General features: G+C 70.6%; 13 protein-coding genes. 9 read left to right on the plus strand and 4 right to left on the minus strand.

Features of this window, described 5'->3' with window-relative positions; all coding sequences use genetic code 11:
* Positions 1–12: 12 nt before the first annotated feature.
* On the plus strand, positions 13–2,181 hold the full coding sequence (locus tag ACFYXS_RS04535; RefSeq protein ID WP_389243785.1) for a bifunctional polysaccharide deacetylase/glycosyltransferase family 2 protein: 2,169 nt from the start codon (positions 13–15) through the stop codon (positions 2,179–2,181).
* Entirely contained in the window at positions 2,178–3,413 is a 1,236-nt protein-coding gene (locus ACFYXS_RS04540) for an acyltransferase (RefSeq protein ID WP_389243787.1), read from the plus strand. The genes ACFYXS_RS04535 and ACFYXS_RS04540 overlap by 4 nt, the downstream gene beginning before the upstream one ends.
* Positions 3,414–3,483: 70 nt before the next feature.
* Here the strand turns inward: ACFYXS_RS04540 and ACFYXS_RS04545 are convergent, their stop codons facing one another.
* Positions 3,484–4,050 carry a TetR/AcrR family transcriptional regulator gene (locus ACFYXS_RS04545; RefSeq protein ID WP_389243789.1) on the minus strand — a complete coding sequence of 189 codons (567 nt, stop codon included), beginning with the start codon at positions 4,048–4,050 and terminating at the stop codon, positions 3,484–3,486.
* A 351-nt stretch (positions 4,051–4,401) separates the two neighbouring features.
* Here ACFYXS_RS04545 and ACFYXS_RS04550 point away from each other — a divergent pair, with 351 nt between their 5' ends.
* Positions 4,402–4,866, plus strand: coding sequence for a nitroreductase/quinone reductase family protein (locus ACFYXS_RS04550; RefSeq protein WP_389243791.1), 465 nt, complete (start codon positions 4,402–4,404; stop codon positions 4,864–4,866).
* Positions 4,867–4,873: 7 nt separating this feature from the next.
* Here ACFYXS_RS04550 and ACFYXS_RS04555 read toward each other — a convergent pair whose 3' ends face one another.
* The 3 genes from ACFYXS_RS04555 to ACFYXS_RS04565 form a co-directional block, all read right to left on the minus strand.
* Positions 4,874–5,434 (minus strand): TetR/AcrR family transcriptional regulator, encoded by a 561-nt coding sequence (locus ACFYXS_RS04555; RefSeq protein WP_389243793.1) that lies wholly within the window; start codon positions 5,432–5,434, stop codon positions 4,874–4,876.
* A 151-nt stretch (positions 5,435–5,585) separates the two neighbouring features.
* Entirely contained in the window at positions 5,586–6,596 is a 1,011-nt protein-coding gene (locus ACFYXS_RS04560; protein WP_389243795.1) for an SDR family NAD(P)-dependent oxidoreductase, read from the minus strand.
* A gap of 220 nt (positions 6,597–6,816) precedes the next feature.
* Entirely contained in the window at positions 6,817–7,257 is a 441-nt protein-coding gene (locus ACFYXS_RS04565) for a MarR family winged helix-turn-helix transcriptional regulator (RefSeq protein ID WP_389243797.1), read from the minus strand.
* Between the two features lie 169 nt (positions 7,258–7,426).
* Between ACFYXS_RS04565 and ACFYXS_RS04570 the strand changes: the two genes are divergently transcribed.
* The 6 genes from ACFYXS_RS04570 (at position 7,427) to ACFYXS_RS04595 (ending at position 11,994) form a co-directional block, all read left to right on the plus strand.
* Complete coding sequence (locus tag ACFYXS_RS04570) at positions 7,427–8,881, plus strand: MFS transporter (RefSeq protein ID WP_389243799.1); 1,455 nt, start codon at positions 7,427–7,429, stop codon at positions 8,879–8,881.
* A gap of 167 nt (positions 8,882–9,048) precedes the next feature.
* Positions 9,049–9,222: a hypothetical protein gene (locus tag ACFYXS_RS04575; RefSeq protein WP_389243801.1), complete on the plus strand. Its 174-nt coding sequence runs from the start codon at positions 9,049–9,051 to the stop codon at positions 9,220–9,222.
* 44 nt (positions 9,223–9,266) lie between these two features.
* Positions 9,267–9,398 (plus strand): hypothetical protein, encoded by a 132-nt coding sequence (locus tag ACFYXS_RS04580; protein WP_389243803.1) that lies wholly within the window; start codon positions 9,267–9,269, stop codon positions 9,396–9,398.
* 154 nt (positions 9,399–9,552) lie between these two features.
* Positions 9,553–10,239: a hypothetical protein gene (locus ACFYXS_RS04585; RefSeq protein ID WP_389243805.1), complete on the plus strand. Its 687-nt coding sequence runs from the start codon at positions 9,553–9,555 to the stop codon at positions 10,237–10,239.
* A gap of 23 nt (positions 10,240–10,262) precedes the next feature.
* Positions 10,263–10,823: a hypothetical protein gene (locus tag ACFYXS_RS04590; protein ID WP_389243807.1), complete on the plus strand. Its 561-nt coding sequence runs from the start codon at positions 10,263–10,265 to the stop codon at positions 10,821–10,823.
* A 406-nt stretch (positions 10,824–11,229) separates the two neighbouring features.
* Entirely contained in the window at positions 11,230–11,994 is a 765-nt protein-coding gene (locus tag ACFYXS_RS04595) for an alpha/beta hydrolase (protein ID WP_389243809.1), read from the plus strand.
* The last annotated feature ends 107 nt before the right edge of the window (positions 11,995–12,101 follow it).

Genomic DNA, 12,101 nt, shown 5'->3' on the forward strand with positions numbered 1-12,101 from the left:
ACCAGGAAATCCATGTCACGCCACCAGCGCCACCGGCAGTCCCTCCTGCGGCCACGCCGGCTCGCCGCACCGCCGCTGCGCTTCTTCCTGCCGGTGACCGTCCTGGCGACCCTGCTGGCGCTGCTGGTGCTCCGCGGCATGGCCGGCAACGAGGTCTTCCACGACGAGCGCATCGCGGTCTCCGTGGACAAGGACGCGGTGCCCCGCAGCGTGCTGGTGGGCGGGCCGCTCGTCGACGCGCGCGGCGCGAGGAACGACAAGCCGGTCAGCTACTCGATCCCCGACAAGACCGTCGTGCTCAGCTTCGACGACGGCCCGTCCACCCAGTGGACGCCCAAGATCCTCGCCGTGCTCAAGCAGCACGACGTCCGCGCGGACTTCTTCGTCACCGGGTCGATGACCACCCACAACCCCGCGCTGATCCGCGAGATTGTCGCCGGCGGCCACGAGATCGGTCTGCACACGTTCACCCACCCCGACCTCGCGCTGCACTCCGGGACCCGGCTCACCTGGGAGCTCGGTGAGACCCAGCTCGCCCTGGCGGGCGTCGCGGGCATCCACTCCAGCCTCTTCCGGCCGCCCTACTCATCCACCGCTGATGCCCTCGACGACTGGTCCTGGCCGGTCACCAAGGACGTCGGCGCGCACGGGTACCTGACGGCCTTCATCGACAAGGACACCGACGACTGGAAGCGTCCCGGTGTGGACGCCATCGTCAAGGCGGCCCTGCCCGACCTCGCCGGGCAGGGCGAGATGATCCTGCTGCACGACGCCGGCGGCGACCGGGCGCAGACGCTGGCCGCGCTCCCGATCATCATCGACAAACTCAAGGCCGAGGGCTACCGGTTCAAGACCATCAGCGAGGCGCTCGGCACGGCCCCCGCGAACACCCCGGTCACCGGTTACGACCTGTGGGCCGGCAAGGCGTTCCTGTGGTGCACCGCCTTCTCGATGCGGGTGATGCCCTTCCTGGTCGTCCTGCTCGCCGTCGTGGGGGTCCTGGTCTTCGCCCGCTTCGCGCTGATGCTGGTGCTCTCGCTCATCCACGTGCGGCGGACCCGGAAGCCCGGCTTCTCCTGGGGTCCGGCCGTGACCGAGCGGGTGACCGTGATCGTCCCCGCGTACAACGAGCAGGAGTGCATCACCAACACCCTGCTCTCGCTTGCCAGGAGCGACCATCCGCTCGAGGTGGTCGTCGTCGACGACGGGTCGACGGACGACACCGCGGCCATCGTGGAGAGCATGGACCTGCCGATGGTCCGGCTGATCCGCCAGCCGAACAGCGGCAAGCCCGCGGCCCTCAACACGGGTGTGGCCGCGGCGTCGAACGACCTCGTCGTGATGATGGACGGCGACACCGTCTTCGAACCCGGGACCGTCCGCGAACTGGTGCAGCCCTTCGCCGACCCCCGGATCGGCGCGGTGGCCGGCAACGCCAAGGTCGGCAACCGGGACACCCTGATCGGCGCCTGGCAGCACATCGAGTACGTCATGGGCTTCAACCTCGACCGGCGCATGTACGACGTGCTCGGCTGCATGCCCACCATCCCCGGGGCGGTCGGCGCCTTCCGCCGCAGCGCCCTGGACGAGGTGGGCGGCATGAGCGACGACACGCTCGCCGAGGACACCGACGTCACCATGGCCCTGCACCGGGGCGGATGGAAGATCGTCTACGTCGAGAACGCCCGTGCGTGGACCGAGGCGCCCGGCAGCATGAGCCAGCTGTGGTCCCAGCGCTACCGCTGGAGCTACGGCACCATGCAGGCGATGTGGAAGCACCGCCACGCCGTCCTCGAACGCGGCGCCGCCGGACGCTTCGGGCGCGTCGGCCTTCCCTTCGTCGCCCTGTTCATGGTGCTCACCCCGCTGCTGGCACCGGCCATCGACATCGCGATGGTGTACGGGGTGTTCTTCGTCGACCCGTACAAGAGCCTCGGCGCCTGGCTCGCGGTGCTGACCCTCCAGGGGTTCTGCGCCTGGTGGTCCTTCCACCTGGACCGCGAGAAGGCCTGGCACCTGATCACCCTGCCCGTACAGCAGGTGGTCTATCGCGTGCTCATGTACATGGTCCTGCTCCAATCCTGGATAACCGCCCTGACCGGAGGCCGGCTGCGCTGGCAGAAGCTGCGGCGCACCGGCGAGGTCGGCCTTGACGTCACCACCTCGGAGATGCCGACATGAGCACGGTCGACCTCGGCGCCGCGGACGTCGGCGACTCCTCGAAGACCCTGACGCTCCGCGTCCCCCACCTTCCCGAACTCGCGCAATCGGCCCCGAAGCCGGGCCGTGACCGCTACCTCGACCTGCTGCGCGCGCTGGCCCTGGTCCGCGTCGTGATCTACCACAACTTCAGCTGGACCTGGCTGCCGCTGGTCTTCCCGTCCATGGGCGTGATGTTCGCGCTGGCGGGCTCGTTGATGGCGCGGTCGCTCAGCCGCCCGGCATGGAGCGTCATCCGCAGCCGGGTGCGGCGTCTGCTGCCCCCGATGTGGCTGTTCGGCGCGGTCGTGCTGACCGCCATGATCATCGACGGCTGGGGCCCGCACGCGACCGGCCACCCCCACCGGTGGTGGGGCGAACTGGCCTTCTGGATCCTGCCGCTGAGCACCCCGCCCTACGCGGACTCCCTGCACGGCTTCGGCGGCCACCTGCCCGCGACCTGGGCCGAGCAGGTCACCGTCCCGCTGTGGTACCTGCGCGCCTACCTCTGGTTCGTGCTGCTGTCCCCGCTCATGCTCAAGGCGATGCGCCGGCTGCCCTGGGTCACCCTGCTGGCGCCCCTGGCGCTGTCGGCCCTCCTCAACTCCGGCCTGGTCGACCAGTCCGGCCGCGTCATGGAGACCGCCACCGACTTCACCACCTTCGGCGCGTGCTGGCTGCTCGGCATGGCCCACCACGAGGGACTCCTGCGCCGCATCCCGCAGTACGTCGTGCCGTCGCTCGCCCCGTTCGTCCTCGTCGCCGGCTACTGGTGGCTGCAGCAACAGCCGGTGGAGGACCCCCGGATCGGCGCCGACCTCGAAGCCGTACCGCTGGCACAGGCGATCTGGTCCTTCGGCTGCGTGCTGCTGCTGCTCCACCTCAGCCCCTCGTGGGAGCAGTGGCCGAAGCCCCTGGAGCGGTTCAACGGGGTGATCAGCCTGCTCAACTCGCGAGCCGTCACCGTCTACCTGTGGCACTGTGTCGCGCTGGTGCTCTGCGAGCCGCTGATCGACCCGCTGTGGAGCAACGGCTTCTTCTACGCCCACCTGCAGTGGCTGCTGCGGAGCCAGTGGTTCCCGCTGATCGTCGCCGTCCCCCTGATCGCTCTCGCGATCGTTCTCTTCGGATGGATCGAGGACGTCGCCGCCCGGCGCAGCCCGCGTCTGTTCCCGTACCCCCGCAAGGCCAGGGGCCGGCGGCGCCGGGGATAAGGGCCGCGCGGACCGGTCCGGTCCGGTCCGGTCCGGGATGGTGTTCACCCGTTGACGGGTGGGGAACGCCTCACGGTCGCCACTCGCCCAGGCTGTCGATGAGCTGCTCGATCAGCTGCGGGGACACGGATCCGGCCCGCATGGTGGCGTGGTAGAGGATGGGGCCGACCAGCAACGCCGAGAGGTCGTGCGGGTCGGCCGACATCTCGATCTCATGGTCGGCCACGGCCAGCGCCAGCGCCTTCCGGAGGTTTTCGCTGATGTCCCGGTAGCACTCGTCGCGCTGCGCGGCGATACCGGGATCCCACAGAGCCCCCTGCATCAAGGTGAGCAGGACGCCGGCGATCTGGGGCGTGGCCAGTGCGTCGGCGAGCCGTTGGAGCCGGGTCCGCAGCCACGGGCGCACGGGCGTCTCAGGCTCCCGGAAGAAGGGCATCTCGATGCCGGTCATGGCGTCGTGGAGCAGGTGCCCGGGCTGCGACCAGTGCCGGTACACCGTGGCGCGGCCGACGCCGGCCTTCTGGGCCACGCGTTGATGGGTGATCGCGGCGGGACCCTCGTCGAGCAGCAATGAGCGGGCGGCGACCAGGATTGCGGCCCGGCTGCGCGCGGCGCGGGGGTCGGTCGGGGTGCTCACCTCCTCATTCTATGAGCGCGATGTGCGAGACAGCTTGACTCATAGATGGAGCGCTGTAGTAGCGTGTGAGCTCAGTGAGACAAGGTGTCTCATATCGCGCCTCGCACGGCGAGATCCGGCGGCCACCGAACGCCCCCGCCCGCATCGGACACCGAGGAACGCCGCATGAGTGCCCCGTCTTCCTCCGTCGGCATGACCGGCATGACCGGCGAGGTCGGTCGGGTCGCCGGCGCCGCCGGATCCGCACCACCCGGCACGGCAGCGGAGCCAAGGGGTAGGCGGTCCGGGTCGGCACCCTGCGTCCGTCCCGGCAGCCCATCACGACGTACGTGGCTACCAAGAGGAGACTCCATGAGCTTCGAGCCCACCCCCGCCGGTACCTACGGTGCCCGCCAACCCGGCTCGCTGGTACGCATGGTGAACAGGTTCACCATGCGCCTCATTGTCCGCAAGGGCGGCGGCACGCTGGGAAAGGCCGACGCCCTTGTGCTGACCACCATCGGCCGCAAGAGCGGCGAACCGCGCAAGTCGCCGGTCGCCTGGTTCCCCGGGGAGAACGGCTCATGGCTGATCGTGGCGTCCGCCAACGGTGCGGCGAGACACCCCGCTTGGTACCTCAACCTGGCCGCCCGCCCCGACGAGGCCACCATTGAGACGGGTGGCCTGAAGACCGAGGTCGCCGCCGAGCAGCTCCAGGGCGCGGAACGTGAAACGGCCTGGCGGCGGATCGTCGCCGCGCGGTCCCGGTACGCCGACTACGCGACCAGGACCGACCGCGAAATGCCCGTCATCCGGCTGACATCCCGAGCGAACTGATCGGCCGTCACCTCGCGGCCGGGGTGCGCAGGCCGTCGACGATGAGGTCGAGGATGCGTGACGCCCGTTCCTCGGTGTTCTTGGCGGGGGTGATCTTCCACAGCACACTGAGCTGGAACAGCACGTCCTCGGGGTCCAGACCGGGCTTGAGGGTTCCCTCGGCCGCCCCGGCGTCGAGCAGGGTGCTGATGGCGTGGACGAAGGGGTCGTAGAAGGGGTCTTCGAGGCCCCCGTCGGTCACGGCGTGGATGACCTCGGCGATGCCGTACTTCAACCGGCCGTAGCGGGCGACCTCCTCGAACCAGGCGCGCAGCGCCTCCAGCGGTGGGAGGCTCGCGAGCAGGGCCGGGGCGCGGTCGATGACCTGCTGGATGTCGCGCCGGTACAGCTCGATGATGAGCGCTTCGCGGGTCGGGAAGTGCCGGTAGAGCGTGCCGATCCCGATCCCGGCCTGCTTGGCGATCGCCGTGAGCGAGGTGTCGTGGGCGTCCGCGAACGCCTCCCGCGCGACGGTGAGGATGCGGTCCCGGTTGGCGACGGCGTCGGAGCGGGTCTGTCTCGGGGTCACGGCGGGGGAGATCCGTTCTGTGCGGGTCGCTCGGCGGGGCTGCGGGGCGCTCCGGCCAGGGCCGGAAGGCGGCAACCGGAGGCTCCTCCGCTTCATTTTCGCACAGGCCCTCGCGCCACGCGGTCGGCGTCGCCGGGCACCGCCCGGTCGGTCAGCGGGCCGGATCGGTCCCGGTGAGGTCGCGGCTGAGGTGCCACAGCCGGACCGCGGCCTCCGGGTCGACGGCGTGCGGGGACACCCCGGTGGGTGGCACCGGCCGGGCCCCGTGCTGCCGCGGGTCGTGCTCGACCGGTGCGGCGATGGGGGCGATGTTGTTGTCGAGGCAGTAGACGCCGCCCATGCCGTCCAGTTGGGGGCTGACGGCGCACCATACGGTGGTCGAGGCGCCCTGCCGGACGTTCTTCTTGCCGGTGTAGGGGTCGATGACCGGGTTGCCCTCGCCGTCGACGAGACCCAGCCCGCGAAGTGTCTCGGGCGTGGCGTAGCCGCTGAGGTTGGTGCCCAGGATCGAGCCCGGGTGGACGGAGAAGGCGCGCACGCCGTCGTCGCCGCCGAGTTCGTCGAGCCGGTGGGCGAAGAGGATGTTGGCGGTCTTGGACTGGCCGTAGCCGAGCATCGGGTGGTATGCGCGGCGTTCGAAGTGGGGGTCGGCGAAGTCGACGGGAGAGTAGCGGTGGGCCGCGGCGGACAGGGCGACCACGCGTGCGCCCACCGCCCGGACCAGGGCGGGCCACAGCCGGGCGGTCAGCCGGTAGTGGCCCAAGTGGTTGGTGGCGAAGTGCAGTTCGTGGCCGCGGGCGTCACGCGACAGCGGTATGCCCATGATCCCGGCGCTGTTGACCAGGATGTGCAAAGGCCGTCCGAGTCCGAGGAACGCCTCGGCGAAGGCGTCGACGGAGCCGGGGTCGGCGAGGTCCAGCCGCTCGATCCTCACGCCCGGGATTCCGCGCAGCGCGGCGGCGGCCTTTTCGGGGGAGCGGACCGGTACGACGACCTCGGCGCCGGCCAGGCTGAGGACGCGCGTGGTCTCCAGCCCGATGCCGGAGTGGCCGCCGGTGACGACGGCGGTCCTGCCCGTCAGGTCGATGCCCTTGGCGACGTCCTCGGCAGTGGAAGCGGCATCGAACGGATGGCCGGTGAGGGGGACTTGGGGTGTGGACATGGTCGGCACTCCGGATGCGGGGGGTGGGCGCGGACGCGGACCCCTTTTCCGGAGGGGCCTCCGCTTCGTGGTCCCCAACGTACCGGAGGGCCCTCCGGTTGGCAATCGGGCATGCCGGGGGAGCCGGGCGTGATGGGCGCGGCGGTGCTGTTCGTCCGGGTGGGGACCGCTGTCGGCGGGTGTCCGGGCGGCCCTCAGGACCGCCGGTCTCCCGCCCGGCTCACGGGCGCGGCCAGGGCCGCCCGTCGAGGCGTTCGATGTCGGTGTTGAAGCGCCTCAGGTAGGCGGCGAAGGCGGCGATGTCCTCGTCGGGCCAGTCGGCCATGACCTTGTCCAGGCCGCCGATGCTGCTGTCGCGTTCCTCGTCGAGCATCTGGGCGCCCTTGTCCGTGATGCGGAACTTCCGGGCCATCCCGCCTTCCGGGTCCGCGATGCGCTCCACGAGGCCGGCGCGCATCGCGGCGGCCGTCTGCCGGTTGAGGGTGGACGCGTCGAGCGCGAAGGCGTCGCTCAGCTCACCGATCGACATGGGTCCCTGGACGCGGATCCGGCTGAGCAGGATATAGGCGCTGCGCTCCAGCGAGCTGTCCCTGTGGCGCAGGAGTTCGTACCGGCTGAGCAGCATCTGCTCGTACTCGACCTCGTGGGTGGCCCTGCCCATGTGCTTCAGCCTCCTGCCGTTCACCGGGCCGCCGGTGTGCCTGTTCGGGACCCGGAACCATCCTCTCACAGCGTATGCACCAGCCATATCATGTGCGTGATGCACTTCCTATGTACGATGCACATCGAGATACCGAGAGCGTCCGACAGTTCGTGCGAGGAGTGCCGTCATGAATGCCCCACAACCCACAGCCCGCGCGGGCGGCGTGGTCGCCACGCTGGCACTGGCCGGCATCACGGCCGCGATCATGCAGACCCTGGTCACCCCGCTCCTCGCCGAGCTGCCGCAGATCCTGCACACCTCGGGCTCGAACGCCGCTTGGGTGATCACCGTCACCCTGCTCGTGGCGGCCGTGTGCGTGCCGGTCTTCGGGCGCCTCGGCGACCTGGTCGGCAAGCGGCCCATGCTGCTGGTGTGCTCGGTGCCGCTGGTGGCGGGGTCGGTGGTGTGCGCCCTGTCCTCCTCCGTCGTCCCCATGATCGTCGGGCGCGGTCTGCAGGGCATGGGCATGGGCATGGTGCCGCTGGGCATCGCCCTGCTCCGTGACGTCGTCCCCGCGGAGAAGCTCAGCTCGTCCATCGCCCTGGTCAGCGCCTCCATGGGCATCGGCGGTGGACTCGGTCTGCCGATCGCCGCCGCGATCGCCCAGTACGCCGACTGGCGCGTGCTCTTCTGGGGCTCCGCGGGCCTGGCGGTCGTCGTCGCGGTGCTGATCTGGTTCTTCATCCCGGACGTCCCCGCCGGCGCCAAGGGCCAGCGCTTCGACGTCCCCGGTGCCATCGGCCTCGGCGCCGGCCTGGTCTGCCTGCTGCTGGCGGTCTCCAAGGGCGCCGACTGGGGATGGGGTTCGGCCACCACCCTCGGCCTGCTCGCCGCCGCCGTCATCGTGCTGATCACCTGGGGCTGGTGGGAGCTGCGCACCCGCGACCCGCTGGTCGACCTGCGGACCACGGCGCGCCCCCGCGTGCTGCTGACGAACGTCGCCTCGGTCTTCGTCGGCTTCGGCATGTACGCCGGCATGCTGGTCGTCCCGCAGCTGCTGCAGTTCCCCAAGGCGACCGGCTACGGCCTCGGCCAGTCGATGCTCGCGGCGGGCCTGTGGCTGCTGCCCGGCGGCATCATGATGATGATCGTCTCCCCGCTGGGCGGCAAGCTGACCAACGCCCGCGGCCCCAAGTTCACCCTGATCAGCGGCGCGTTGGTCCTCGCCGCCGGCTACGGGCTGTCCCTGGTGCTGACCGGCACCGCGTGGGGGCTCATGCTCGCCATCATGGTCGTCAACAGCGGCGTCGGCCTCGCCTACGGATCGATGCCCGCGCTGATCATGAGCTCCGTCCCGGTCTCCGAGACCGCGGCCGCCAACGGCTTCAACGCCCTGATGCGCTCCCTCGGCACCTCGGTGGGCGCGGCGGTGATCGGCGTGGTCCTCTCGCACCTGACCACGACCGCGGGCGGCTACACCTTCACCTCCGAGAGCGGCTTCCGCACCGGACTGGTGATCGGCTGCGGCATCGCCCTGCTCTCCGCCCTCATCGCCGTCGCCATCCCGGCCGCCCGCGCCGTGTCCGGCGGCGGGGGGACCGCGTCGGCCCCGGCGCCGCAGCAGGCGGCCGTCGAGTCCTGAACCGCCCTACGGCCCGGCCCGGTACGGCTCCGCCCGCCACGCGCATCCCCGCGCGGGCGGGCGGTTCCGCGGTGTCCGTCGCCACGGGGATCCTCTGGAACCTGACCTGTGGTTTTACCGCCCCTTCTACGGGCACGGGGCCAGTGAGAGTGCGCGGAGGTACCGAGATGAGCGCGCAGGAGAAGGTCAAGGCCCAGGCCGAGCAGGTCGTCGGAAAGCTCGTGCGGAAGGGGGCCCACGCGATGCACAAGAACACCCTCGCGGCGAAGGGCGCGGCCCTCGAAGCGCGGGGCAGGATGCGGAGCGCGAAGGAGAGCACCAAGGACTCGTTCAGGCACTGACAGCGTGATGACACGAGTGACAGTGTGAAAACAGCGAGATCTGAATGAAGGCCCAGGGACGTGTGGTGCGCTTCGAGCGCCGCGTCGCCGTGGCCGGCAGGCCCCCGCCGCGCAATGTCGTCACGCTCTCCCGCTTCGGTGGGCCCGAACCGGCCGCCGCTCCGGCGAGTGACTGACGTACTGTGAACGCGCCCTGGGGGGCGAATCAAGATCCGTTGTACATCGCTGACGCCGCGCGACCGGCGCGCGGCGCCGGCACGTCATGAGAACTGGGTGGGGAACGTGGGTACAGGGATGTCGCGGGCTGCGGCAGCGGCGTGCGTACTGGCCGTGGCCGCTGTCGGCTGCGGGAACGGGGGCGTTACGGAAGCCTCACCCGTCGGGAAGCGGACGGCGGGACCGGCGAAGGCGTGGGGAGAGAAGGAGCTGGAGCGGATCGCACTGGCGCCGGGGGATCTCGACGGATTCAGCGTCTCGCCCATGGTGGGCGAAGTCGGGGCCGGGCAACCCAAGGTGAACCCGATCGCTCCGGACCCCGCGCAGTGCAAGCCGCTCAACGACATGATCGGGTACGTCGGCAGGTACCAGCCGGTGTGGCAGGTCGCGAAGACCGTCGGTGAAACGCCGGGTGGTCACCGGGACACGGTCGTGGCGTTGAATTCCTACAGGCAGCAGGAATCGGTCAAGGTCATGACGGAACTGCGCAGTGCGCTGGGCATCTGCACGAAGTTCGCGTTGCCCTACACCACGCTTGGCTGGACCTACTCGGACATCCAGAAGCTGCCGGATCCTTCCCTGGGGGACGACTCCCTCTCGTACCGCATCACGCTGAACATGCCCGCGGACGACATCGGCCCGGCACAGTCCGTGGTCTTCTCCTACCTGGTGGTCCGGAACGGAACCACGGTCACGACGTTCACCTCGAACCCTGTCGGGGTGACGAACAAGCCCACCGAGGTGCCCCGGCAGGTCGTCGATGCCCAGTTGGAGAAGGTGACCGAGGCTCTGGCGGGCTGAGGGACGGATGAGGAGGCACTCCCGTGTGCACGGTTGATCGCGAGGCGGCGGCCGCGGCTGCGATCGCGGCGTTGGTGACCGCGTTTCCGCACCTGGCACAGGGACCCTCCGCGCACCCCGCGCTGGCAGGGTGCGAGGACGTGACGTGGTTGGCGATCCCCGGCTGCCCGGAGGACGTCCCGGTCGTGCTGCGCGGCCTGACCGATCCCGGGTCGGCCGAGGCGGCCGAACGGGCCCTCGGATGGGTGGTGATGGCCGGGCCCCTGCGCATCAGCGGCGCGATGCCGGCGATCGTGCCGTTCCTGCTGCGCCTCGCGGCCGACGCGTCGGTGCCCCGCCGGGACACGTTGTTCGAGCTGGTACTCGTGGCCGCTGCTCTGTCCGAGCCGACCGACCCGAGCAGTGCCTGGGACCTCGCGGTCGGCGGCCCCGAGGAGGATCATCCGGAACGGGCTCTGTGCCGGGCGTCTTTCGCCGCCCATGCGGCATGGGTGCGGCAGCTGCTGGAGGACAAAGGACTGCCGGCCGGCGCTCCGCTGCGCGATGACGAACGCGCGTGCCTGCTCGGTGCCGCCGGGCTGTGAGGTGTCGGCGTCCTGTGCCGCCACGCCGATCCCGCACTCCTCTGAACACTGTCGGAGGGGGCCGTCGGCTCCGGGCGAGTGCGGAGTCGGGAAAGGCGGGGGACGAGCCGTGCATGAGGCGCCGAGAGCTCGGAGCCTACGCGGCATTGCAGATCCTGGGCCGCAACGTGTGGTCCTTCTGGTGGGACTAGGGCCTGTGCGGGTCATGATGAGGTGTCAGGAACAAAGCCGGGCCACGCTGGTGGCCGGTCTGATAGTTTTCGGTTGCCCGTGACGTAGCCCGAGGAGGTGAGACCCATGAACGCGGTATCTGTGTGGGTGCTCCCTTTGCCGTCACGGTCCGGCGATTGACGTAGGTGTCGCTGGGAGCGCCTCGACAACAAGGCACTCCCGAAAGGCACTACTGATGCACTCTCTGCAGTTCACCACCGAGTCGTTGTCGAACGGCGTGGTCGAGCGCGACTTCACCGTGGACGGGGTCCCCGGTGTTCTCTGGTCACCGGCTCCCGTTGCCGGGCGCGCGCCCCTGGTCCTGATGGGGCACGGTGGCGGCACCCACAAGAAGCACCCGGCGATGTCCGGCCGGGCCCAGCGCCTGGTGGCCGGGTGCGGCTTCCACGTCGCCGTCCTGGACGCGCCCGGTCACGGCGACCGCCCGCGCACGGCGCACGACGAGGCGGAGATCGCCGAGTTGTTCCGGGCGAGGGCGGCGGGCGAACCCGAAGGCCCGATCGTCGTCCGGTACAACGACCACTTGGCGCAGCTCGCCGTGCCCGAGTACGTGGCGCTCCTGGACGCCTTGCAGGAGCTTCCGGAGATCGGCGCCGACGGGCCGGTCGGCTACTGGGGCATCAACATGGGCACCGCGATCGGTGTGCCCTTCGTGGCGGCCGAGCCCCGGATCGGGGCCGCCGTCTTCGGCCAGCACTGGCCGGACGTCCTGGCCGAGAAGGCACGGCGGATCACCGTGCCGATCGAGTTCGATCTGCAGTGGGACGACGAGCACATCTCCCGCGAGGAGGGTCTCGCGCTGTTCGACGCCTTCGGGTCGACGGAGAAGTCGTTGCACGTGAACTCGGGCGGCCACAAGGAGCTGCCCCGGTTCGAGGCCGACAGCGCGGTCCGGTTCTTCGCCCGGCACTTCGGCGGGGCGGTCACCGAGCGGGCCTGACCTGCGCGGTCGCGGCGGGCCGCCCGGAGGGCCGGGGCCCCGCCCCCGAACCCGCCCGGGGTGAGGCCCGCGGGGGGTTGCCGCCCGGGCCCGCGGGGGGTGTGCGG

The sequence above is a fragment of the Streptomyces sp. NPDC002574 genome (assembly GCF_042889545.1).
In the GTDB taxonomy this organism is placed as follows: Bacteria; Actinomycetota; Actinomycetes; order Streptomycetales; family Streptomycetaceae; genus Actinacidiphila.

Bases quoted from the DNA above. Each gene is read 5' to 3' on its own strand.
- ACFYXS_RS04535 (WP_389243785.1), top strand. From the start codon at position 13: ATGTCACGCCACCAGCGCCACCGGCAGTCCCTCCTGCGGCCACGCCGG.
- ACFYXS_RS04540 (WP_389243787.1), top strand. From the start codon at position 2,178: ATGAGCACGGTCGACCTCGGCGCCGCGGACGTCGGCGACTCCTCGAAG.
- ACFYXS_RS04550 (WP_389243791.1), top strand. From the start codon at position 4,402: ATGAGCTTCGAGCCCACCCCCGCCGGTACCTACGGTGCCCGCCAACCC.
- ACFYXS_RS04560 (WP_389243795.1), bottom strand. From the start codon at position 6,596: ATGTCCACACCCCAAGTCCCCCTCACCGGCCATCCGTTCGATGCCGCT.
- ACFYXS_RS04565 (WP_389243797.1), bottom strand. From the start codon at position 7,257: ATGGGCAGGGCCACCCACGAGGTCGAGTACGAGCAGATGCTGCTCAGC.
- ACFYXS_RS04570 (WP_389243799.1), top strand. From the start codon at position 7,427: ATGAATGCCCCACAACCCACAGCCCGCGCGGGCGGCGTGGTCGCCACG.
- ACFYXS_RS04575 (WP_389243801.1), top strand. From the start codon at position 9,049: ATGAGCGCGCAGGAGAAGGTCAAGGCCCAGGCCGAGCAGGTCGTCGGA.
- ACFYXS_RS04580 (WP_389243803.1), top strand. From the start codon at position 9,267: ATGAAGGCCCAGGGACGTGTGGTGCGCTTCGAGCGCCGCGTCGCCGTG.
- ACFYXS_RS04595 (WP_389243809.1), top strand. From the start codon at position 11,230: ATGCACTCTCTGCAGTTCACCACCGAGTCGTTGTCGAACGGCGTGGTC.